The organism is Natribacillus halophilus (assembly GCF_900100185.1).
Lineage (GTDB): Bacteria > Bacillota > Bacilli > Bacillales > Marinococcaceae > Natribacillus > Natribacillus halophilus.
This window is the reverse complement of record NZ_FNEN01000017.1, coordinates 1-23,855: the sequence shown is the minus strand read 5'-3', so window position 1 is coordinate 23,855 and position 23,855 is coordinate 1. Positions and strand designations below refer to the sequence as shown.

Annotated in this window: 20 protein-coding genes, 1 tRNA gene and 2 pseudogenes; 2 read left to right on the top strand and 21 right to left on the bottom strand. The window is 39.7% G+C overall.

Annotated elements, in window-relative coordinates; genetic code table 11:
- Positions 1 to 51 precede the first annotated feature (51 nt).
- The 8 genes from merA to BLS58_RS14230 form a co-directional block, all read right to left on the bottom strand.
- A complete protein-coding gene (gene merA / locus BLS58_RS14265; protein WP_090399472.1) occupies positions 52 to 1,695 on the bottom strand; it encodes a mercury(II) reductase in 1,644 nt (547 codons plus the stop codon).
- Positions 1,696 to 2,017: 322 nt separating this feature from the next.
- Positions 2,018 to 2,188 (bottom strand): hypothetical protein, encoded by a 171-nt coding sequence (locus tag BLS58_RS17860; RefSeq protein ID WP_218126238.1) that lies wholly within the window; start codon positions 2,186 to 2,188, stop codon positions 2,018 to 2,020.
- A gap of 42 nt (positions 2,189 to 2,230) precedes the next feature.
- Positions 2,231 to 2,842 carry a CadD family cadmium resistance transporter gene (locus BLS58_RS14260; protein ID WP_090399471.1) on the bottom strand — a complete coding sequence of 204 codons (612 nt, stop codon included), beginning with the start codon at positions 2,840 to 2,842 and terminating at the stop codon, positions 2,231 to 2,233.
- A gap of 338 nt (positions 2,843 to 3,180) precedes the next feature.
- The gene (locus BLS58_RS14250) at positions 3,181 to 3,534 is read right to left on the bottom strand and encodes an ArsR/SmtB family transcription factor (RefSeq protein WP_090399469.1); all 354 of its coding nucleotides are present in this window, start codon (positions 3,532 to 3,534) and stop codon (positions 3,181 to 3,183) included.
- Positions 3,535 to 3,709: 175 nt separating this feature from the next.
- Positions 3,710 to 4,126, bottom strand: a complete 417-nt coding sequence (gene arsC / locus BLS58_RS14245; protein WP_090399468.1) for an arsenate reductase (thioredoxin) — start codon at positions 4,124 to 4,126, stop codon at positions 3,710 to 3,712.
- Between the two features lie 20 nt (positions 4,127 to 4,146).
- Positions 4,147 to 5,445, bottom strand: a complete 1,299-nt coding sequence (locus tag BLS58_RS14240) for an arsenic transporter (RefSeq protein WP_090399467.1) — start codon at positions 5,443 to 5,445, stop codon at positions 4,147 to 4,149.
- Positions 5,446 to 5,558: 113 nt separating this feature from the next.
- A complete protein-coding gene (locus BLS58_RS14235; RefSeq protein WP_090399466.1) occupies positions 5,559 to 5,957 on the bottom strand; it encodes an ArsI/CadI family heavy metal resistance metalloenzyme in 399 nt (132 codons plus the stop codon).
- 54 nt (positions 5,958 to 6,011) lie between these two features.
- Positions 6,012 to 6,341 carry an ArsR/SmtB family transcription factor gene (locus BLS58_RS14230; RefSeq protein WP_281241018.1) on the bottom strand — a complete coding sequence of 110 codons (330 nt, stop codon included), beginning with the start codon at positions 6,339 to 6,341 and terminating at the stop codon, positions 6,012 to 6,014.
- Positions 6,342 to 6,837: 496 nt separating this feature from the next.
- Here BLS58_RS14230 and BLS58_RS17640 point away from each other — a divergent pair.
- Positions 6,838 to 6,941: transfer RNA gene (locus tag BLS58_RS17640), tRNA-OTHER, on the top strand.
- Between the two features lie 300 nt (positions 6,942 to 7,241).
- Here BLS58_RS17640 and BLS58_RS14225 read toward each other — a convergent pair.
- The 13 genes and pseudogenes from BLS58_RS14225 to BLS58_RS14160 all read right to left on the bottom strand — a co-directional run bounded on the left by BLS58_RS14225 (position 7,242) and on the right by BLS58_RS14160 (position 22,676).
- On the bottom strand, positions 7,242 to 8,561 hold the full coding sequence (locus BLS58_RS14225; RefSeq protein ID WP_218126236.1) for a hypothetical protein: 1,320 nt from the start codon (positions 8,559 to 8,561) through the stop codon (positions 7,242 to 7,244).
- A 555-nt stretch (positions 8,562 to 9,116) separates the two neighbouring features.
- Positions 9,117 to 10,848 (bottom strand): annotated as a pseudogene (locus tag BLS58_RS18435) (IS1634 family transposase).
- A 366-nt stretch (positions 10,849 to 11,214) separates the two neighbouring features.
- Complete coding sequence (locus BLS58_RS14210; protein WP_245723188.1) at positions 11,215 to 12,657, bottom strand: aldehyde dehydrogenase family protein; 1,443 nt, start codon at positions 12,655 to 12,657, stop codon at positions 11,215 to 11,217.
- A gap of 132 nt (positions 12,658 to 12,789) precedes the next feature.
- Entirely contained in the window at positions 12,790 to 13,917 is a 1,128-nt protein-coding gene (locus BLS58_RS14205; RefSeq protein WP_090399460.1) for a mandelate racemase/muconate lactonizing enzyme family protein, read from the bottom strand.
- Positions 13,918 to 13,992: 75 nt separating this feature from the next.
- Positions 13,993 to 14,763, bottom strand: coding sequence for a creatininase family protein (locus BLS58_RS14200; RefSeq protein WP_090399459.1), 771 nt, complete (start codon positions 14,761 to 14,763; stop codon positions 13,993 to 13,995).
- 43 nt (positions 14,764 to 14,806) lie between these two features.
- Positions 14,807 to 16,291 carry a tripartite tricarboxylate transporter permease gene (locus BLS58_RS14195; RefSeq protein ID WP_425433698.1) on the bottom strand — a complete coding sequence of 495 codons (1,485 nt, stop codon included), beginning with the start codon at positions 16,289 to 16,291 and terminating at the stop codon, positions 14,807 to 14,809.
- Positions 16,292 to 16,314: 23 nt separating this feature from the next.
- Positions 16,315 to 16,800 carry a tripartite tricarboxylate transporter TctB family protein gene (locus BLS58_RS14190; protein ID WP_090399457.1) on the bottom strand — a complete coding sequence of 162 codons (486 nt, stop codon included), beginning with the start codon at positions 16,798 to 16,800 and terminating at the stop codon, positions 16,315 to 16,317.
- Between the two features lie 78 nt (positions 16,801 to 16,878).
- A complete protein-coding gene (locus BLS58_RS14185) occupies positions 16,879 to 17,856 on the bottom strand; it encodes a tripartite tricarboxylate transporter substrate binding protein (RefSeq protein WP_090399456.1) in 978 nt (325 codons plus the stop codon).
- A 64-nt stretch (positions 17,857 to 17,920) separates the two neighbouring features.
- Positions 17,921 to 18,310: a cupin domain-containing protein gene (locus BLS58_RS14180; RefSeq protein WP_090399455.1), complete on the bottom strand. Its 390-nt coding sequence runs from the start codon at positions 18,308 to 18,310 to the stop codon at positions 17,921 to 17,923.
- Positions 18,311 to 18,328: 18 nt separating this feature from the next.
- Positions 18,329 to 19,495, bottom strand: a complete 1,167-nt coding sequence (locus tag BLS58_RS14175) for a mandelate racemase/muconate lactonizing enzyme family protein (protein WP_176764768.1) — start codon at positions 19,493 to 19,495, stop codon at positions 18,329 to 18,331.
- Between the two features lie 67 nt (positions 19,496 to 19,562).
- Positions 19,563 to 20,723, bottom strand: coding sequence for a mandelate racemase/muconate lactonizing enzyme family protein (locus BLS58_RS14170; RefSeq protein WP_090399453.1), 1,161 nt, complete (start codon positions 20,721 to 20,723; stop codon positions 19,563 to 19,565).
- Positions 20,724 to 20,786: 63 nt separating this feature from the next.
- The gene (locus BLS58_RS14165; protein WP_090399452.1) at positions 20,787 to 21,704 is read right to left on the bottom strand and encodes a dihydrodipicolinate synthase family protein; all 918 of its coding nucleotides are present in this window, start codon (positions 21,702 to 21,704) and stop codon (positions 20,787 to 20,789) included.
- A 267-nt stretch (positions 21,705 to 21,971) separates the two neighbouring features.
- Positions 21,972 to 22,676, bottom strand: a complete 705-nt coding sequence (locus BLS58_RS14160) for a GntR family transcriptional regulator (protein ID WP_090399451.1) — start codon at positions 22,674 to 22,676, stop codon at positions 21,972 to 21,974.
- Positions 22,677 to 23,682: 1,006 nt separating this feature from the next.
- Between BLS58_RS14160 and BLS58_RS18065 the strand changes: the two are divergent.
- Positions 23,683 to 23,855 (top strand): annotated as a pseudogene (locus BLS58_RS18065) (IS1634 family transposase); the annotation flags it as partial.

Sequence of the window (23,855 nt, the reverse complement as noted above, 5' to 3'; positions counted from 1 at the left end):
ACCTTTTTCGAGAAAGGTGAATAAGCCATATTTTTCCAAATGAGATGGCGTTCAACCTGCACAACAAGATAATTTTGACACATCCTTATCAATGGTCAAGGCTGCGAGTTTCAATCCTTCGGCCATGGTTAAATAAGGCGCAAAGCTATTCGTAAGGTCATCAATAGTCAATCCGAATTGCACCGCTAACGTCGCCGCAAAAATGACATCCTCGGCATTTTCACTGACGATATGAGCCCCGATCAATTTCCGAGTTCCGGCATCGACGACAAGTTTATATAACCCGGTTGTTTCGTGGTTGACCAATGCCCTCGGTACAGCGTCCAATGGTAGAGCTGAAGTTTTCACATTGTAACCCTTTTCCTTGGCTTGTTGTTCGGTTAGGCCGACTGTCGCAATCGACGGATTCGTAAATGTTACCCCGGGCACAAAGCGAAGATCGATTTTTCGTGTGGCCACACCCAGTGCGTTGCCCGCGGCCATACCCCCTTCGTAAGCCGCAACATACACGAATTGTGGGCCGAGTGTCACATCCCCTGCGGCATAAATGCGATCATTAGTCGTTTGCAAAAATTCGTTGGTCAGTACTTCCCCTTTTTTTCCTGTTTTCACACTGGCTGCTTCCAGTTTTAAGCCCTCTGTGTTTGGCTTTCTGCCTGTTGCTACCAATACCTGATCGGCTTCGATGACTTGTTGCTCGCCGTTCACTTCAATCGTCACGCTTTTGGTATCACCATTTTGCTCGACTTTTTGATAAGTGACGCCAGTGATCAGGTTGAGCCCCTGCTCCGTTAAGGCTTCATCGATGGCGTCGGAAACCTCCGGATCATACGTTTTGAACAAACGCTCACTCCTTTGCATAAGGGTCACTTCTGTTCCGAGATTGTGAAACATTTGGCCCAATTCCGCGGCGATATAACCGGAACCGATTACGGCAAGACGTTTGGGCACGCCTTTCAACTCAAGGGCTGTCGTGCTCGTTAAATAATCGATGTCTTTCAATCCCGGAATATCTGGAACGGCCGGATTTGCCCCTGTTGCAATTAAAAAGCTTTTGGCTGTGATGTGCTCTCCATTCACTTGTACCGTTTTTTCGTCGATAAACGAGGCTTCACCCCGAATCAGATCAAACCCATATTCGTCGATCAGGTCGATATATTTTTCCTGACGCATTTGACTGATCAATTTATCTTTTTGTGCAGTCAATTCGGCAAGGTCTGCATCCCCGGTGCTTGTTTGTAACCCGGTAAATGGATTGCTCTTTGCCAATCCGTTGATTTTACCGGCACGAAGCATGGTTTTCGACGGGACACAACCGATATTGACACAGGTTCCTCCGACGGTTCTGCGTTCTACCATGGCCACTTTCGCACCGTTTTCACTGGCTGTGATCGCGGCTGAAAAGGCAGCACCACCTGAACCAATAATCAGAAGATCATAATCGTCTACCCGGTTGAAGGCCACACAATCTTCAGCGGTTTGAATTTCTTCTTCACCGGGGTAATAGCCGGTTTGTACAATATTTTGTTTAGCCTCATCGATTCGATCTTCGCTTAGTTCAAAAACCGCTTCGTCTCCCCGAAAATCAGCTGACACATTTTTGGCTCCAGCTTGTTTTAGCGCCTTCGTTACATGTTCCTCACAATCCATGCAAGTCATGCCTTGAACGGATAATTTATATTTATTGACGGTCATTTTAATCCCTCTTTCTATTTAGAAATGTAAAGTTCGTTCGGAATGAACTTCTTCCGCATAGGTTTGCCGTGTTTATTGATCACTCCATCAATGTTAATCCATGAATAATCATTACGATAACTCGTTGCCCAAATAATTGATGATACTTTCTTTGGAGACGATTGACCCTCAAAGTTTACTTGACCGTCATTTACATGTTACCCGCCCATAAATCCTTACATACTTCTTAACAACCTTATAATCATCCCCTATAATTGGATCTCTTTTTTGAAGAAACTTCCCCAGATTTGATTCAGACTTTACTTTAGACAGCCTTAAAAACTCAAACCACCAAAATAAAACTTTTTCCTGCAATGCTTTGAGGTAATTTAATCGGTTTACTTTTCGCAAGCAAAACAGTATGGGTTTTACTTAGTTCTGCAGCAATTTGAACACCTGTGTTTCCTGCACCCATTGCTAACCCCGATTGGCCTCCGCCAACTATAAATGACATCGTATAGCATAGAAATCCTCCAACCAATAAAGAATTAGTACTTTATAAAAAGGAAATTAAAGTGTTAATTGTGCCATTCGCATACATAATATATAAACCTAACCCTATAAACACGATCGGAACAATCCAACGTTCATACTTCTCAATTTTCTCCGATACATAGTTCATAGAAGCTAAGCGATAGCTGATATAACATAAGACACCAACCATGCTAAGGAAAACAAGTAGTACAACTGGTATTTCAATTGCATTTAATGTTGTGAAATAGGGGATATAAATGGAAAAATCATCTGCACTAGAAGCCAATACAATAAAGGTGACCGTTAAATACAGTTGTTTAAATCGATCGGAAGATAAAATAGATAAGATATTACCTTCATCTTCATCATCTTCCCCCTTGATCCATACTCTAGCCCCTAAATAAATTGGTAAAAGCCCAAGTAAGCCTACAATCCATTGTTGAGGAATGAGATTGACGCCATAAGCTGCTAACAGACTCACCAATAAGATAATTACCGTGCCTAAATATTGCCCAATCCAAATATGTTTCATTTGACCTTTCTTTATTTGCGAAAATAGAAGAATTAATATAATCAAGTAATCAATACCTGTGGCTATATAAACTGCAATAGCCGTTAATATCGTTGGAATCATTTTATCGTCTCCAATCTCTTTTTGTTACATAAAATAAGGCTTCCTGAGAATGGGAAGCCCATATTTTGAATACGTAAAATCAACCAGCTTTTTCGCATCGCAAGGCTCACAAGTGCATGTTTCGTCCGTACAATGATTTCCATTTGCGCAGTATTCACAGCAATATACTTTTCCCTCAACTATTGTTTTGTTATCACCAGCAAGACAGTTACAGCTAGGGCGTGCACATTTTTCCATTATGAATCTACTCCCTAAATGAAATTAGCTAATTAAACAATTACATTGTATAGTGTAATTGTTTAATTTTCAAAGATACTTTAACAAACTTAAAGTACCCTTTAGTTTGGTAAGTCTTCGGTTAAGCACCATCCGCGATCTAAAAGAATAATTACACAGGTATCAACAATTTGATAATGAATGAAGTTTCCTTCACGTAATGGACGTACAACCCCTTTATCAACCAAGCGTTGAAGCTGATTAGATATTGCTTGGGGTTTCATACCTACTTGTTCCGACAGCTCTGTTACAGACGTATTTGGGTTTCGAACCAATGCATGAAGTATTCGAAGTCGGGTTGCATTAGCAAGTATTTTAAAAGTATCGCTCAATCCTTCTGCCTCTTCACCTTCTAGTAACGGGCGATCGGTTAATTGAGGTTTGGGTGTACAAGTGTTTTTAATATCTGTTTCCACTTTTTCACCTCCGATTCACAACTACATAATATCGTGTAATTGTGAACATTGTCAACGAATTATTTCAACAAGAATTCTTATACATAAGCCGGGCAATATTCCACTTTTCTCTCCAGTTCTTTAATAAGCCAAGATCTCCTATTGCCCAGTATTGTTGAATAACCTAAGCTTTTTATCATGTTGTTTTCGCAAATTGTTGAATGCGTTGACCAATCTCATCACGTACCCGTTGAAATGCACGCCACTTCTCTTCGGCCGATCCTTCAGCTTTCGTCGGATCATTAAAACCCCAATGTTCACGGCGAATACGCGGCGGTGTCATCGGACAACGATCCGCCGCATCACCGCAAAGGGTCACAATCATATCAACGTCGTTCCATAAGTTCGTATCAATCACATCTGATGTTTGATTAGAAATATCTATATTGACCTCGCTCATTGCTTTTATTGCATTTTCGTTTAAACCATGAGCTTCGACACCTGAACTATACACATTCCATTCCTTACCTAAATAATGTTTGGCCCATCCTTCGGCCATTTGGCTGCGGCATGAGTTCCCTGTACAAATAAAATAGATCGTTTTTTTCGACATGATGGGTTCTCTCCTTTTCTTTAACTAATGAGCATTAACCAGAGATAGAGGCCGAGTAAGGTAATAAATAAGACGGGTAATGTAATGACAATGCCTGTCTTAAAGTACGTCCACCAGGAAATCTTGACGCCTTTTTGCGTAAGGACGTGTAACCACAATAACGTTGCCAACGAACCAATGGGCGTAATTTTTGGCCCGAGATCTGAACCGACCACATTTGCATAAACCATTGCTTCTTTCATCAATCCAGTTGCAGCTGTCGTATCAATCGCTATGGCATTGATCATGACCGTTGGCATATTGTTCATAATCGACGACAAAATAGCTGCTAAAAAGCCCATGCCCATTGTTGCCGCAAAAACACCTTGCTCAGCAACATATTCAAGTCCTGAAGCTAGAACATCCGTTAATCCGACATTTTGCAGACCAAACACGACAACATACATCCCAACCGAGAAAAAGACAATGTTCCATGGTGCACCTTTGAGGACGGAGCGTGTAGCGACAGCAGGGCTCTTGCTGGCAATCCCCAAAAAGATAAGGGCAATCATTCCCGCAACAATGGATACAGGAATATGTAGGAACTCACTAACGAGATAACCAATTAATAATACTGCTAAAACAAGCCACGAAATCCGAAACATTTTTTCATCTTTAATGGCTGTGACAGGCTTTTGCAGTTTTTCATAATCGTATCGTTTTGGAATGCTCTTTCTAAAGTATAGATACAAAACAAGAATACTGGCCACTAATGAAAAGAAGTTAGGAACAATCATTCGTGTAGCATATTCAATAAATCCGATCCCGAAGAAGTCCGCCGAAACAATGTTGACTAAGTTACTCACAATGAGCGGTAACGAGGTGGCGTCGGCAATAAAACCACTCGCTATAATAAATGGAAACACCATCGTTTCGTTAAAATTCAAAGAGCGAACCATGGCTAAAACGATAGGCGTTAGAATTAAAGCCGCACCGTCATTGGCGAAAAATGCAGCGACAATTGAACCTAAAATACAAACATAGACAAACATGAGAACGGCATTACCTTTGGCTGTACGAGTCATATGTAATGCCGACCATTCGAAAAAGCCTATCTCATCTAAAATCAAAGAAATAATGATAACAGCAACAAACGTTAAGGTGGCATTCCAAACAATGCTTGTAACTTCAAGGACATCGCCAAACGAAACAACACCGAGAAGTAGTGCAACAATGGCACCACCACAAGCAGACCAACCAATATCAAGGTTTTTAGGTTGCCATATGACCAAGACGAGCGTAATGATAAATATAGCAGATGCTAAAATGATTGAAATCAACGTATGCGTTCTCCCTTACGATATCAAGTGTTTCTTTCTCGAAAAGTATAGTATATACCCTATTAAAGGCAGCCAGTGGCCGCCTTCATGATTAATTAAAAGTGCATGGAATACTAACCTGCGCAACATGCATCTTTATTTTCTTCTACATCATTTTTTGTATAAAAATATTCCCACTCGTTCCCATCAGGATCCGTTACCCAAAACTTATCTTGAACGGCGTAGCAACATGTTGTATCCATTTCTTCGCGGGCAAAGAACCCAACTTTTTCAAGCCTTTCTTTATGTTTGGTCACTTCATCTTTGCTCTCCAATTGTACGCCTAAATGGTTAATATGATTTCCTTCCACTTGTTCTGTTGGTGTTAAAGTTAAGTTCAAATTTGGATCAGCCGTTAGGAACTTAATATAATCGTGTTTTTCCTTTGCAGGCGTAATCCCAAGCATATTTTCATAAAAGGCTTTACTCTTCTCTAAATCTTTCACGTTTAACCCGATGTGCACGTTGGTCATACATACATCTCCTCTATCATCAATTTTTTTTGGTATATTGGATTCAAAAAGTTACTAACACTTATTGAATCCAGGTTTAAACACACAACATAATTCATCTGAGAGTACCCGATCCATTTCACCTTCATTAATCTCATAATAACTCCATGTCCCTTTGGTTTCCCTCACTAAAAGGTTAGCATCCATCAGTATTTTTAGATGGTATGACAGCTTCGATTGGCTCATATCCAACTCTTCCGTAAGGTGGCAGACACATGTCTTTCCTCTTCTGCTCAACAGATGAAGTAAATGCAATCGTTTTTTATCAGCTAAAGCCTTGAACGTATGTTCATACTTCTCTAAAGTATTGATGGAGAGATCATCAACGTGTGATACTACCTTCAAAATCATCCACTCCTTTCATTAAAAATTGTTGATTAATGAAATAGTATCATAAGTGCTTGCAATAGATCAAGTTAATTTGATTTATTCCCTTTTCTTCAAAAATCGTGTATTAGCGAGATATTTCTATTTAGCAAATGCCCGATTGCGGTATAAACTTATTTTACTTTTACCATAAGAAACCCCTTTAGACAATCAAAGCCAAAGGCGTAAAGCAAAGCTTCGCAACTTTTTTATAAACAGCAGACTTTATTTTAAACATCGCATCTTTTTTACAAACGTCGCGACTTTTTTTCAACTACACAGTAACAGCTGGTTTCTGTATAGAAATTTATTTCAAAGTAAATAAACTTTCACCCAGTGAAGAACTAAATTATCAATAAACATTGGCGGCACAGATTTGGCACCAAAACATTCGAAACTGGATCATTTTTTGGCACAATACGATTTTTATTGATTTTAAGAGGCCCAAAAATATCCCCTTATATCAAGGGTTAATGCTTCTTTTATAGTGATACGGTAAAATGTTCAAAAACGATTTTAAACCCCTTCCCATCAATGGTAAGGATGAGGTCACCGGTTCGAGTCCGGTAGGAAGCTCCAGTTAAAAACTTACATGATGCGGGTTCCGGCGATAGCTGGAACCCGCTTTGTATTGAGATGCGCTCAAATGGCAACGGAAATTGTTAAATTGGTTGACTATAACATCATTGAGCACTCAAAACCACGTATGTATCTGCTCGAGGAAAAATAAACTATGTAAATATTAGGTGACCCCGGCGTCGCTACAGCGATCCTATCGAATATTACATCGAGCAGCAATCATTAATTTTAGAGAGGATGAAAGCTATCGAATTAAGCGACTTTTTTTCGTACTTAGCTCGTTATTTTAAAATCCAAAATTCACCATAACCAAAGTATCACCAACAAATAAAATTGCACCAAAATGTAAAAAAACGACGAATAAACCAAATTAAACTTTAATCCATTTTTCCACAATGCCAACTGATTGGCTTGACTTAAGACGATTACCGGCAAGATAGACGGAGATAAAAAGACCGTAATCGCACTTCCCAGCGTCAAGCTGAGCACAATTAATTCGGGGGGATAAGGTAAGGCAATACCCTGAAAGATACCACCGACAAGAACCATAACCGTTAATGGGCCAAGTCCGATAAATCCTAAAAAAATGACTAGGAATGGTAGCAGCCAGAACATATGGAGAAAGGTCGATTCCGATATATTAATAATCATATCAACGGCCCATATCCCACCTCCAGAGGCATGAACGACGTTAATCAACATACCGGCCGAGAGCATAATCCCCAGTTCCTGTGATTTCTGGGAGATCCCCATTTTCAAATATTGACTAAAATGATTCCTTACACGACGCCACTTCTTTTTTATTAAATAATAAAAACAAGACCAAACGAGAACACACATGGAAATAATCATCAATAATCCCCAGTCCAGAAAATGGTTGATTACTAATACTGGACCGAAAAGAGTGAAGAACAATAACGCAAATTCACGCGTTAAGATATGATGGTAATTCGTTTCATCCACGGGCATTTTTTTGTGCAGCTCTTGCAGAATACCTCCTGTATAATCCAATCCACTTCTTTTTTCATGGATGGTCATAAACAAGAGCGACAACAAAATCCCACAAATGGATATAAAAAAACCTTGCATTAATGTAAAACCTAATGATGCGCCTGTACTTTCAATAATGAACACGACGCTGGGAATACTGATCACCCAAATCGTGCTAAGCCCGAAACCTCGCAATAAAGCGGTACCTTTAAAATACTCCCAGTCTTCTCCTTTTTTGTTGCTCAACAATACCTGAATAAATTGAAAGAGTACTGGAATGGCACTAAACAAAAGAAAATAGGCAACAAATTGGGTGATAAACATTAAACCGGTGTAGAACCGCCTGCTCGTTTTTAAAAGATTTTTGGCAGAACCGATTAAAGCTTCAATATAATTTTCTTCATGGAGCACCCAACTAATCATCGGGATAATGAGGAGCAGCAATATGATACTGCTCATCTCCCGTACACCTTCCCATAGTTGCAGCCACAACTCGTTGCCTAATGTGATATAACCGATAAATATTGAAGCGATAGTCAAAAAATAAGGAACCGGGCTATTCTTGGGTTTTAGCAGGAACAGGACGAAGAGCAACGCCATCATTCCGCTCATGGACATCAGCTGCAACATCCATCCCTTACCTATAAAAAAAGACAAGAGATACAATATCGCATAGCAAAGAACGCTAGTCGTACAACCATATCTAAGCATTAAGTTCATCTTGTCGTTCCCCTTGTTGTTCCGAGACGATTAATTCTAAAGATCGTTTGCATTTCTTTTTTAAAATGTATACATCCTTTTCTGTGTAAATAATTTATCGTACAAGGTTCACCTTAAGATTACCTTCTTGAATAAATGTTAATTTTTCTAAAAATACATTGCCAAATGAAGGATTTCCGTCAACCTATTTCAAATGCATCGAGTAGATCATCAAACGGTTTCAGAGAAGAGGTGACGACTTCCTCTCCCCCTGCCACCAAATGATCGAGATCATCTTCAAGATCATCACATGATACAACATCTGCAGTTTTTGATGTAATCGAAACGCTTGGACTAATGTTGGAGAGAAACAGATCCCCAATGTTTCAAATGCCCCTGTTGCTCCTCAGTTAAATCTTCACGGTTTAAGCGAACAACCCTTTATCTTTTAACCCAGATTTCGCGGGGGCGACATCCGATTCCTCATTACTGGCTATTGATTTCGGCAACTTTTGAGGTTATCGGTGTCGTATACACGCTCCGATCCATTCCTAACAAACCGAGGATTCGGTCCAACTGTGGCTCTTGGTTGTCCGGAAACAACCGTCGGCGTTGACCGCCGATCTCCATGTGAACAATATCGACGGTATCCAGCAGTTCCAAGACAGCTTCGCCTGTCGGGCGAAGGCTTCTACGGCCACCGCCTCCCATCAAGTTCAAGGGCTCGTCTTCCGTTTCCATGCTTTGGCGAATGAGGTATTCGAACAGGGCATAGATCATCATACCCATCATCATGACATAAGCAAAAGCTTCGACGCGGTGGGGCTTTTCCAGGAAAAGCCGCCGGACAAAAAAGGGGTCTTTGAGAAACCGGAAGCGATTTTCCACGGTTTGCTGGCCTTTATAGCCTTTCAATAGATCCACGTCAGAGGCCGTGTCGTTCCCTGCATTGGTGACTAGGATAAAGATGGACGCTTCTTTGCGAAGCTGTCTGAGGGTGTCTTCCGACGGTGATTGCAGCTTTAATTGGACGCGATAGACAGTGACCGGCGGAGACGGCACTTCCCCTTTTTTGGGGCGCCCGCGTTTCTCGCGTTTGTCCGGCATCTCTTCACGAATAACGGTGCCTTCAAACGTATGATAACCTTTGCGATGGTGCTTGAGAAAGTCGGCAAGTGCAGTCTCGGCATCGGCCTCACAAGCAAAATCCCGGCTTTCCAGCTCTTTTTGCTCTTTTTACCATCGCTGCTTTTCGCCTTCGATTGTCGATCTTCTTTTTCTGCCGACCATCCATTTCATCGGATTGAACAACCAGAAACCGGTAGGTTTTTCCATGTAGTTTCTCTTTGGCGGGATAGATGTGATAAGACGCAGCCCCTTTGCGGTTGACAAAGCGACCAATATCTTCCCATTCATCGTTCTCCAAGGCTTTTTCCTTCAGTGTTTGGACCACTTTAAAATTTTCCGGCAATCGGGATATAAATTGAAACGCCGGTTGCTCCTCGTTGCCTTGGACGGTTTTTAAATTGTCTTCGGTAACCAATGCGCTGTCCGCGATAAAAATCGCTTGCTCCAACTGATCCGGCTCGTACCAGCGTCTCAGAGCTTTCATGACTTTCGCGTTCCATATTTTATCATCCTGATTGCCGTTTAAGACATCGGCATAGATGGGGGCGCCCTCCGGTGATGTGGCCAACCCGAATTTAATCTGCGGGACATCCGGGCGGTGGTCTTTGGTGTGGCCACGGACGATTTTTAATAAATCATCATCGGGGTCGTTTTTGGGCGCGCCTGTATACACAAAGGAAGTGGTATCCGCGTGAATCCCTTCCCATGAGAGATTCATGCAGGCTTGCACCCCTTGGATGCTGTGCATACAAACCTTTTCAAGCCCGGCGTGATAGAGGGCGTCTAAGGCTCGTCCCAGCGCATCATCATTGAAATCACGCGCGGTGACGCCTGGGCCGAACAGCAATTCAACATCTTGTTTTTCATAGAACTCTTCGACCTTGAAAAGGGGTTTACGATCGGACAATTGGTTGATGATCAAAGCAGCGATCCGTGTGCCCACGGGCACATTGCAGTCTTCCTTTTTGACAGGAGAACGTTTATCAATGTGTTCAATGATCCCCGTTTCTTCAATCAATTGACGAATCACCGGGGTGGAGCCGAGGCGCACCGATTGAAAGGCCGGTATGTCTTCCATGGATTCAGTCACAGGGATCACCTCAAAATTTGGCTTCCTTATGCACTTTGATACAAGATGGCCAAATTCCTGCTAAAAAATAAAATTGGGCGCTTGAACGGGCGCGAAATATGGGGCCCATGACTGTCAAAGCTGAGTTGAACAGTATGCAAGGATGAGGGAACAATCCAATGTTAAGAAAACAACATTTTATAAGCTTGTCAAAAACTCGAAGAGAATTCCTCATTAATAGATGGGGACCAAAGATAAGGATTTGATTCTGCGAGGTCTACCATTTATAACCGAATTATTAGGAGCAACAGTTCGAACCGCTCGAATAGGTAGAGAATAATAGCTATAAACCACCGATGATATAAATCATCGGTGGTGATTTACCTGTTATCCATTGTGTTTAATCGCGCATGTCTTTGTTTCACTGTAGAATTCCAATGCCGCCTGACCTTGTTCCCTTGTATGAGAACTGGACATTTTCATACCTCCGAAAGGCGCTTGAAATTCAACGCCCGCTGTTTCGAGGTTGACCCGAACCATCCCGGCCTCCGAACGCTCAAGGAATTGATGAGAACGGCTCAAATCATTGGTGAAAATGGAGGCACTCAAGCCGTAATCCGTGTGGTTAGCGATATCAATAGCTTCATCAAAATCTTCCGCTTCCAAAAGAACCGCAAAGGGTCCGAACACTTCCTCCTGAGCTAACGTGTGGTTTGCGTCCACGCCTTCTACGATAAGCGGTTGGATATAATAGCCTTCTTGATCACTTGCGATGGTCTCCGTTTCTGCCACAACATTGGCTTCTTTTTTGGCTAATGAAATGTAGCCGTTGACCTTTTCATATTGGTCTTTGGAAGACACCGGTCCAAGGAAATTTTGCTCATCAAGCGCTTCTCCAACGCGTAGCTCCGCTACGGCTGTCTTCAGTTTATCTTTTAAGGCCGGCATAATGGTTTTCTCCGCCACGATTCGACTGCTGGCCGTGCATTTTTGACCGGCGGATGTGAAGGTTCCACTGAGGATAGCCGAGACGGTTTTATCGAGATCCGCATCGTCAAGGACAACGGCCACATTTTTGCCGCCCATTTCGGTTTGATATTTAATGTTGCGAGAGGCACAAATCGCCGCTGCATGCAGACCCGTCGCTGTCGATCCGGTAAAGCTCAAGGCATCAATGGTCGCTTTTTCGAGGAGTGTATTCCCTAGTTGGCTGCCTGAACCAATCAGCATATTGATCAGTCCGGCGGGTAACACCTCTTGGAAAACATCCATGATTTTGGATGCTGTAAGGGCTGCTTGTTTGGCCGGTTTCCAAACAACAGCATTCCCACAAATCAAAGCAGGTGCTATTTTCCAGATAGGGATTGCAACAGGAAAATTCCAAGGGGTAATCACCCCTACGACACCGAGGGGCACTCGTTTGGAATACTGGTGGACTTGAGGATCCGCAGCAGGGATAACATCCCCATCCGAACGACTCCCTTCAGCGGCGTAATAGCGTAACAATTGGACGCCCCTGGCCACTTCGCCTTTCATTTCCTTGATCGGTTTCCCCATTTCAGAGCTGGCCAAGGTAGCGATATCCTCTTTGTTTTCTTCTAATTTTACAGCCAAATTTTCTAACGTGGCCCCTTTTTTCAATCCGGACAGGGAAGCCCATGCTTGTTGAGCGTGTTTAGCTGCTTCCGTCGCTTCTTCGACGACAGGACTAGAAACATCATGAAGAATACCGACATGTTCGGATAGATTTGAAGGATTGTAAATCGTTGTTGCTCCTCCATCTTGCTGCTTCCCGTTAATGACACTGTAGGCTTCGTAAACATTAGTCATATGCATATCTACTCCCTTATTATTCAAAATTACTAAAGTTATCGAGTGTAAATAATTTTTAAAGATCAAACCTCTGTTTACATTTGGTAAAGTTTACATTTAAGTTAACCTTTCCATGTTATTGTTCTATTTTTATTTATTCAGTTCAGGAATTACACCTAAACCACCTCCTTGGGGAATTAATATCTGATTGTCTTTCCATTGATGAGGTAATGTAATGAATTCTTCAGTGTACATTTTTGGGCCAACTAAATCAGAAGGCCATGTAAGTAAATCACTATTAGCTCCAAGTTGCAATTGCGCCGCTGTCCCCAATCCAGTTTCTATTGTGCTACCAAGTAGGCACGGCACTCCTTCTCCTTCAGCAATTGTCATTATTTTCTTTGATTTCCAAATCCCTCCCGATCCAACCGTTGATAAATTAAATACATCTACCGCCCGATGAGACACCAAATCAAAGGCAAAAGACAGATCATGGGCATGCTCAATGATGGGAATATCTATTTGCTTTCTCAATTTAGCCTTTCCTTCTACATCTAAATAAGCAATGGGCGTTTCCACTCCATCAGGGTTATATTTCTTAAGTCTTTTTAAATTTTGAACGGCTTGATCATAAGTCCAACCAGAGTTAGCGTCTAATTTAATAGTAGCTTGATCACCAGCAACTTCCCTAATAATACGTAAGCGTTCCTCATCATCATGTTCATCAAGCCCTACCTTTAATTTGAAGGCCTTAAACCCTTCATAAACTTTTTTACGAATTTCATCTTCCAATAATGAAATATCTCGAATATATACAACCCAAGATACAGGCACTGATTCCCTTTTCTTGCCTCCTAATAAATTATAGACAGGTGTTTTTAATTTTTTTCCTAATAGATCCAGTAATGCGTTGTCAATTCCACACCCTAAAATATCATACACTGTACCATCTGTTCTCTTGTCCACTGTCTCTTTATGCGGGAAATGAGAAAGTATTTCCTCAAAGTTCCAAACATTCATCCCCATAAACTGATTAGATAAATACTTCTCTAGTGACTTGGCATTTAAATGGGCTTTTTTAGGTAGAGTCATGTAGTCAGGTACATCAGATACTTCACCATATCCTTTATACCCTTCATTTGTCGTCATTTCTACAAGATAAAAATTAGAAACATCTATGCCATTCTTGTCTTTGGGTACCCCACCTAAATCTGCTGTGATCGTTTTATATACCCTATGAGCTTGATATGGGAATACTTTAATCTCTTCGATTATCATGTTTTGGTCTCCTAACTATGTATATTTAATTACTTCGAATGAGTGTATTGATTATTTATATTTAAACTCAATTCATTACTCTTTTATACACTGATTGTTGAATAGTTTAATAGAGTGACAAACATCTTTTACAATAATTTCAAGGAATTGTTCGCCTTTATCTTTAGAGGCTTGGCTTGCATCATCACTAATCCCTTCCTTCCCAACACTTTGACCTGGCTTTTGAATAAACAATCGTTTTGACGTTTGCTTTTGGGAGGGGGGAATTTCATGTTTCCATTTATCCGGAAGATTGTCTAATTGAACTTCCTCAGGAGCAAGAGCAAGCATTAAGGAGGTTTCAAAACCCCCGGCATGTCCAGGCACTCTACCGCTGTACAATGCCTCTGCATTTGCTAATGAATCCCAAGAAAGACTCCAATAGGATGCTGCACCAATACAAATTTGCTCTTCTCTGCTAATGTCTCTTGTTGCTATTCTCAGAGCTTCGTCGTTACCTCCGTGAGAATTAAGAATCATGATTTTTTGAAAACCAGTAATTGCCAGTGACCTTAGTAAATCTTTCAAAACCTGTAATACTGTTTCACTCGAAAGTGATAAGGCAGGATAAGGCAAGTGGTGATGCGAATTTCCATAATTAATAACTGGTGCTGAATATATTTGAAGTTCATTTTTTAATTGTAAACATGCTCTTTTAGCAACTTCAGTTATTATTAAATTATCTACAGATAACGGTAAGTGTGGCCCATGCTGTTCCGTAGCCCCAATTGGTAGAACAACAATAGAATCCCGAGTAATCTCATTGATCTGTTGACGAGTTAATTTATCAAGCCTAATATTGCTCATACGTTTTATTCCCCCCCATTGATATAGAATATATAACTTTAAGTTAATTTTTCTTCCTCTTCGTCTGTGTCTTCTTTATTTCTTGAATAAATGTAATTAATAAAACGGACACAGTTAATATAAGAAAAATGGCAGATAAAGGGCTTGTTAGGAAACCTACAGGAGTCTCCATATCCATCAGGGCTCTTCTAAAATAGTCTTCAAATAACGGTCCTAAAACAAAACCTAACACTAAAGGAGCCAGTGGATATTTTGCTTTCATCAAAATGTAGCCTATTATGCCGAAAACAATCATTACCCAAACATCAAACATACGGTGATTCATAGCGAAAGTCCCTACTACTGTCATGACCAGTAAAAAAGAAAAGAGGTATTGTTTTGGCATGAGCAACACTCTCGGAAATATACGTAACCCTAACAATTGTAATACAAAAACTAAAAGAATAGAGAAAAAGAACCCCCAATAAACCACATTTACAATTTCAGGATTTTCTGCCATTAATAATGGCCCAGGCTGAATCCCATGTATTATCAATCCCCCTAAAAGCAACGCAGTTACAGCGTCACCTGGGATGCCCAATGTTAACATCGGGATTAACGCCCCCCCAAGTGCTGAGTTATTCGAGGATTCAGCAGAGTAGATGCCCTCTGGAACCCCTTTCCCAAATTTTTCAGGACTTCTTGAATATTGCTTGGTTTGTGCGTAAGCAATTAGATTAGAGGCTCCACTCCCCATACCTGGGAGTATTCCTAAACCTACACCGATTAAAGTTGATCGCAGTAAGTTAAATTTATTTTTAACAACTTCCTTTAAAGAAACAGCCATTCCCTTCACTTTCAAGTTAATATCTTCTATGACTTGATCATTCTGTACTTCCGAATGAATAATGGCTACCGCAAAAAGACCCATAATAAGCGGTAGGATTTCTACTCCTGCTTGCATTTGTATTGAGCCAAAAGTGAGACGAGCTGTACCATCAATAGGTGCAAAGCCAACCAATGATACCCCTACTCCTAGAACTCCAGCAGTGATACCTTTGATCATATTATCCGCTGATAAAACCGCTATTAATGACAGTGATAGTAAGATCAATGAAGCAAAATCAGCAGGAGTGAGTTGTACTGCAAATTGCGCAATAATAGGGGACAAAAAGATAAGAAAAATGAAACCAACAGTACCGCCAATGACCGATGCCCCTATTCCTATCCCCATTGCTCTCACGGGCTCTCCATTTTTCGACATAGGATATGCATCAAAAGTTGTGGCAATTGATGAAGGTGTACCCGGAATCCCTAACAAAGTAGCAGCCACCAACCCACCAGAAATTCCTCCTACATACATCCCCATCAATAAGATTAAACCATGGGTCGGTTCTAGAGCGAATGTAAATGGTAAAATAAGGGCTAAACCCATCGTTGCTGTTAATCCTGGAATAACCCCAAATAAAATCCCTACCACACACCCGACCAACAAAAACAATAGTGAATGTAAGGTCAAAACTTCACCAAGCGCTTCAAATATTTCCACCATAATTCATCCTTTCTATATTTTTAAAATAAGACGCCTGATGGTAATGAAACGGCAAGAATATCTTGAAATACATAATAGATTGCAAAGCATGTTACAACTGAATATATTGGAGTAACAAAATAAAATGTTCTAGTTCTTTCCACGGAAATGAGCCAGGCGGAAATCATTAAAAAAAGGAGAGTGGCCACAATAAACCCTAATATGTCCAATAAGAAAACGTATGCAATAAAGGCTAGAAATAACATGAACATTGTAAGTGTTCTTTTTCTTGTAAAAACTTGATCACTGGATTTATCCTTCTCTTCTTCGCTATCATCTTTTTTAGTTTTAGGGAAAAGCAAGAGTCCAAATGAACAAATGATAAGTAAAACCCCTACGACATTCAACATTAATGTTGGACCCGGATCATTATTAAAGGTAGGATGTTCCATTGTCATTGCTACATATACTGCTATACCTCCTATAAAAAGTAAGACAAGACCTATATAACGATCTGCTATACTCATCGTTCCCACTCCTTTATGGGAGAGGCGAAAATAAGGAAACCCTTATTCCGCCTCAATTTAAGCAATTAATATAAAATTTTATTCTGTTATACCAAGCTCATTTGCAATTTGTTCAAATTCTTCTAAATCCTCCTCTACCATCTGCACTGTTTCTTCATGACTTTGAGGTGCTGGAGTATGTCCAATGTCTTCTAATTGGGAGATAATATCTTCATCCTCTAGCATTTCGTTAACTGCCTCATCAACAGCATCCACTGCGTAATCTGGCATATCTGGAGGACCAAACAACGTTTGAACAGCAGAGAATTCAATATCGTACCCTTGCTCAACAGTGGTTGGCATATCAGGAGCTAATTCATCTGGTTCTTCAGATAAAACACCCAATGCTGCAAAATCTCCGGATTCCACATATTCTATGGCATTACCGACACCAGTTACTACCATATCCATTTGTCCTCCAAGTAATGCGCTCATACGCTCTGATTCATCTCCAGACTCTTGGATATCAAGATCAATATCTGCTTCTAATTCAAGCATAGCAGCCATGAAGTGAGTTGTACCTCCCATTTCTGCCCCAAATTGCAATTCCCCTGGATTTTCACTAGCATCTTCTACAAATTCTTCAAGTGTTTCCCATGGAGAATCTGCGCTTACCACATAAACTTGACCTAATTCATCAAAAGTTGTAATAGGTGTTAGTTCCGTAGCGGGGCTTTCAAACTGATCAGTCACATATCCAGAATGTACAGCTTGATGCCAATAAAATAATTCATGTCCCTCTTGCTCTGAGGTATGAACATTGTTAAAAGCCAATGTTCCACCTCCTCCATCTTCATTAATAACTGTGATATCTTCATCTTCCTCAAGATATTCCGGGAGATGCTGCGAAAGTAGACGAGCTCCGTTATCCGTTCCACCGCCAGGGCTAGCCGGAATGTTAATTTCTACCGGCTCTTGAGGATAGCTATCAACTTCTTCTGTATCTCCTGCAGTTCCCTCACCACAAGCTACTAATAATGGCAACAGCAATACTCCAATGGCCTTCATTGCTTTCATTTTAAAACCCCCTTGTAATATAATGATGGTTTAATTGTCCGAAATTTTTATCATAAATTAAGATTTAAGATTGACTCTCAGTTGGTAATTCAAAACCTCCAAGATCAACGTCTTTATTCATCAAATTCATACCAAGTTGAGTTAAATTAAAAATAACTACTATCGTATTATCAATATGAGCAATTGGCGAATGGAGCAACCCATTTGGTATAACCGTGAAATCTCCTTTTTTTAACTCTATATCACCTCCTTCAGTAGTAATAGACATATGCCCGTCCCATACTAACCACCCTTCATCTCCATGAGGATGTGAATGCCATGGAAAACGTCCATGGATTTTGGCTACTCTAACAGCGTATTTCCCCTCGTCAAGTTTGATGATGTTAAAATTTTCTCGTGGTTTTTTATTTCTCAATAGATCTTCTAAGTTTATACTTTCTAATTGATCATGCATCAAATATTTTCACTCCCTTTATTGAACAACTACACCAGAATGTGAACCTTTTTCTTCCCATTCATTGAGAGGACTCTTAATTGCGTTGAGTTTTTCATTATCCAGCTTAACCCCTAATCCTGGGCCTTCAGGCAAATACATAGTAGCACCTTTATATATCACACGTTCTTTTGTAACATCTTGTTTATATAGCACTGGTCCAATGGCATCACCAGCATAATGTAATTCAGGTATAACTGATCCCATATGAGCTGTAGCCGCAGTACCAATACTCATTTCTTGAGTTGTACTCAATAAACATTTCAATCCTGCTGCTTCAGCTAAATTATAAAACTTGATTGCTGTTTGAATACCACCAATTTGAATTGAAACATTAAAAATATCTATGGCCCCTCTTTCTATCATACGGAGCGCATTGGCATAACTAGAAATATGCTCACTCACCGGAATGTCCGTCCTTTTCCTGATCTCATTCATACCTTCATAATCCTCACCAAATGTCACACTTTCTACAATCTCAAATTCAAATGGTTTAAACCTTTCGATCCAGTAAAGCGTATCTTTCCAATACATCTTTCTTTGGAAATCAACCGATTTCAATGAAATTTTTTTACCGAATCGATCTCGAAATTCTTGGAGAAATCTTTCATCTGCTTTTAAATCTTCCCCAACATAATAACGCATTCGATTCCAACCCTGATCATATAACTCTTGCACATAATCCAGTCGTTCTGGAATATCTTCGGGATTTTTACAAGAGAATAAAGGATAAGTCACTTCGAAAGTATCTCTTACTTTGCCACCTAATAAATTGTAAATGGGCGTGTTGAGGTATTTCCCTGTGATATCATACATTGCCATTTCCATTGCTGTTACGAGTTGAGAATCTAGAGTATACGGAGGATAAATAGGCATAGAATGGTGGCCATAATATTTCAACACTTTGCTTACTTTATTATGAAAGGATACAATCTTAGTAGGATCTTCTCCTACCATAAGTTTATTTACAGCCACTTTTAAATTCTCTACATCAGGCATCATATATCGATAAATGCCCAGATCTGAAAATTCTCCAATCCCTACTATATCCTCGTCTGTATACACTTTCAGTACAACGTGTCTACTTATCGCACCTGAACGTCTTTCTGTCTTGCATGGAACCAAATCTACTTGAGTAATTTTCATAAAATTCATCCTTTCAGTTGTTAAAATAAACATATATATTTAAATATTTAATACAAATCTATTGATACTAAGTGGATGTTCGGTCCTGCAATTGATCGACAGTCACATCCCCCCAAGATAAGTTTTCAATACCATTATCATCGATGCGCTTTTTATCAACATTTACACCTACACCAGATAAGGAATGGTCAGGTACAATAAGATAACCGTTCTCATATTGAACTGGCTCAGTTGTCACGTCTGAAGTGTAAAGAGCTGGCCCAGTAGGGTCAGAAATATAATCTAAGTTTTGAATACTACTTCCTATTTGTGAAATAGCTGCAGTGGCTAACGACATTTCTTGAGTTGTTCCCAAGAGGACACTTTTCCGAGCTATTTGAGAGGCCGAAATAATCTTTTTGGTGTGATTCAAACCACCAATAAAACTGGGACAAACATTAAAAATATCTACAGAGTCATGCTTAATCATTTCAGATTGCTGGTGTAAACTCCAGACATGCTCACTAACTGGTCTTTTTATTTTCATCTTGTAATGATGAAGCCCCTGAAAATCATTACGAAAAGCTGGACTTTCTATCAAATCAAAATTAAATCTCTCTAAATGTTCAGTGAACCGAAGGGCCTCTTTCCAATCCAACAAATGACTGAAGTCAATAGATTTAATATGAACTTTATCACCAAACTCCTGATCGATGCGTTCAAACAATAACACATCTGCTTCCAAATTTTTCCCAACATAAATTCTATATGTGTCAAATCCTCGTTTTAATTGTTCTTCAATCACTTGAAGATTTGTTTCTATCTCTTCTTGAAAGCGCTGCCTAAATATCGGATAACAAACTTTAATTTTCTCCCTAATACGCCCTCCCAATAAACTGGATAGAGGTATATCTAACGACTTAGCACATACATCATGTAGAGCTTGGTCCACGCCATTACGAATAAAGCTCCCTTTTTCGTAGTAATACATAGCCTCTGGAAAATTTTCAGAAAGAGTAGCATTTATTTTTTCAATGTTGAAAGGATCCTCCCCGACAAGAAGATCATTTAAAACATATTCCAAATCCTTCACATTTACAGAATACCTTGGTAGATGTGAAAAATCGGACATTTCTCCATAACCATTTATGGCTTCATTCGTCACCACCTCTACGACTACATGTTGATTTTTAAACCCAGTATTCCTAGGAATAGCAACCGGATACAACGAGATTGATTTTATTTGCATAATTGGCCTACTTTCTATATATACTCAATAACTACATGTTGATACTTATCATCTAAAAAATATTCAAGAACGAGTACTTACTGTAGAAGCCCAATTTTCTAAAATCTTGTTAACTTCACTTTTGTTGTCTTTCGTCAGTTCATTTATCGGAGGTCTCACGGTCCCCGGGTTCATCCCTTTTAACTTCATCGCTTCCTTGACAACGCTTACATTATAACTACTATTTCTTCCATTACGCATGTCCTCAAAAGGCTTGATTTTGTACCAAAGATCAAGGACATGATCACGATCATTGTCATTTAATGCTTTTAATAGATTACGAGACAACTCTGGTTCAACATTAACCAGACCTGAGGTAAACCCTTTTGCACCAGCCGCATAATAGAAAGGTGCCCACGCTTCCGCGCTACCACAAACCCATACAGCATCCCAATCGTTAAATGTTTTTACCAATTCTCCGAATTTTTGAAGGTCGGTGTAAGCATGCTTCACCCCTACAATGTTTTCATATTTCTTTAATTGATTAATCTCTTGCCCACTCAATAACGGTTGCCTTAAGTATAAAACCACCCCAATATTTACCGATTGTGCAATAGAACCATAATAATCAACTAAGCCTTCCCCTGAAATATATGGATGAGGGGGTTGGTGTATCATCACACCATCTGCTCCTAATGCTTCAGCACTTTGAGCCATATTAATAGCAGTTTGTTCATCATAACCCACCCCAGCCACAACTTGGCACTGGCCTTGAACCTCATCTATTACTATGCTGTTTACTTTGTGAGACTCCTCTAATGTCAACGAATAAAATTCCCCTGTGTTTCCATTGGGCACGATGACATTCATATTATGGTCTTTTAAAAATTGGATATTCTCCCTTAATAGATCTTCCCGCACTTTTAGAGTATCGTGAGCGAATGGTGTAATATTAATCGCCGAGATACCTTGCAAAGCACGCTTAAGTGTTGCAAAGCTCATTTTTTACCTCCTATTGAAATATGATATCTGATATATCAATATAATACATTAACCATTTTTTGATGTCAATATATTTAAACTGCTTTTTTTAATTTACTTCGGCATGGACATATCTTGAATTTCAATGAAATATCTTTTAAAAACAAATTACACTCATATTTTCCAGGTTGGAAAGAACATTCTCATGCTACATTCTCATTCAAATCTACAAATTTAATCTCTAATATTAGAGAACGTTTGGTATATTCGGTTTCCCATTTTGTGTATTTATTCATTCTGAAAGGAATAATCTTTCTCTTCTAGTATTCTTAATACATTTTGGGCAGTACGCTCTATGTGATTTTTCATCAACAATTCAACCTTCTCTTGATCCCTTTCTTTAAGTGCTTCCAAAATTTGTTTGTGCTCTTCATATCCAGTATTTATCTCTTCAGTATGTTTTAAAGCACGCCTACGAAATGCTCTATCGAAATACAGTACGTTGTTCAACAATGTATGAAGCATAGGGTTTTTGGCACCATAGCGAATTTTTTCGTGAAAAACGGTGTTTATTTCCTCAATTCGTTCATAATCTTCACTTTTTATAGATTTTTCAGCTTCAGTGATCATGTGTTCAAGCTCATACAGTTCATTATCGTTAAATTTTAAAGTAGCAAACCTAGCACACAAACCATCAAGATTTGCACGAGTTAAAAGAACTTCTTCTATTGATACATTTGCTATGGAAGACACAAAGGAGCCCTTTCTTGGCACCGTTTCGACTAAACCTTCTGAGCTTAATATTTTCAATGCTTCTTTAATAGGCGTTGTGCTGATGTTTAACAACTTGGATAATTCTCGTTCCTTCAGATGATCTCCAGGCTTAAAAAAACCACTTACAATCGCTTCCCTTAATTTATCTAAAGTAAGTTCACTCAAAGATTTGTACGAATTTATATCAATAGATAAGTCAAAGTTTTCTTCATTAGGCATAAATAACACTCCTTATTGATATATCATATTTCAAATACGTTTATAAATCAACACCTTGAATATTATTAACAACGAATGTTTTTGGTATTTTTTCTTCAACTCATTTTTACACTATAATTGCCGGTATGCATGTATCTAAAGCTTTCTCAAAATCTATGTACCTTATACCACCGTTTTTGATATAACATTATTGTAACTGATCACATTATTTCCGAACAAAAGCCCACTATATTTTCAAATTATTTCAGCTGTTTAACTCAACTTTCGGAGCTAAAAATCACAGGTAAACCCTTATAAAATCAGGATTTGTGGCAGATTTTTTATCCAAAAAAGCAAAAAACACCCTGTTCTTTGGTAAAATAAAGGTACCACACCAAAACCAAAGAAAGGATGTTTTCTGTGGTTTCAATGATACCAAATTCTGACCAAGGTAACCAGCAACAATCTCGCGTGACGAACTTTTTCAAACAGGCTAAAATTGGTACGTTTTTGCACCAATCCAATATCCATAAAGAAAAAGGGTTTTCTGCACTCGTTCTTGTGCAATTTATCTTTTCCCCCGTGTTGCAAGGGAAAAATCTTTATCGAACGCCCGATTCCGGCATCTTCCGGATGCGCCGGATAAAGATTCGGTGTACGACTTGATGAAACGCGCGACGTACAACTGGCGGAAATTTCTCGTCTTGATTAGCGTTCATCTCATTGAGACCTACCTTCAACCGTTAACCAATTGCGATAATGTGTTAATCGTCGATGACTTGAGCTATGACCGTAATCGAAGCAAAGCTGTCGAACTCCTCGCTCGTGTCAAAGACCATACCACAGGCGCCTTCTTTAACTCGTCTTCGACAGTCATGGGCACATTTTGTGCTCTTTTTTTATGCAGAATCCTGATATATCAAACGTTTATCCCCTGTGGACAGAGTAAAAATCCCACTTATTAATAGGCACACATTTGTGGATAATTAATCTTTACTTTCAGGTATATACGTGCTATGATATAGGCATGTACTTACGAAAAGTGAAACGCACAAATAAAGATGGTAGCCAAGTCACGTACCTGCAACTGGCGCACAACGAATGGGATCCGAAGGCCAAATATGCGAAAGCGAAGGTGATTTACTCGTTTGGGCGGACCGACCAAGTCGACGCCGCCTCCCTGGAACGTCTGGCCAAAAG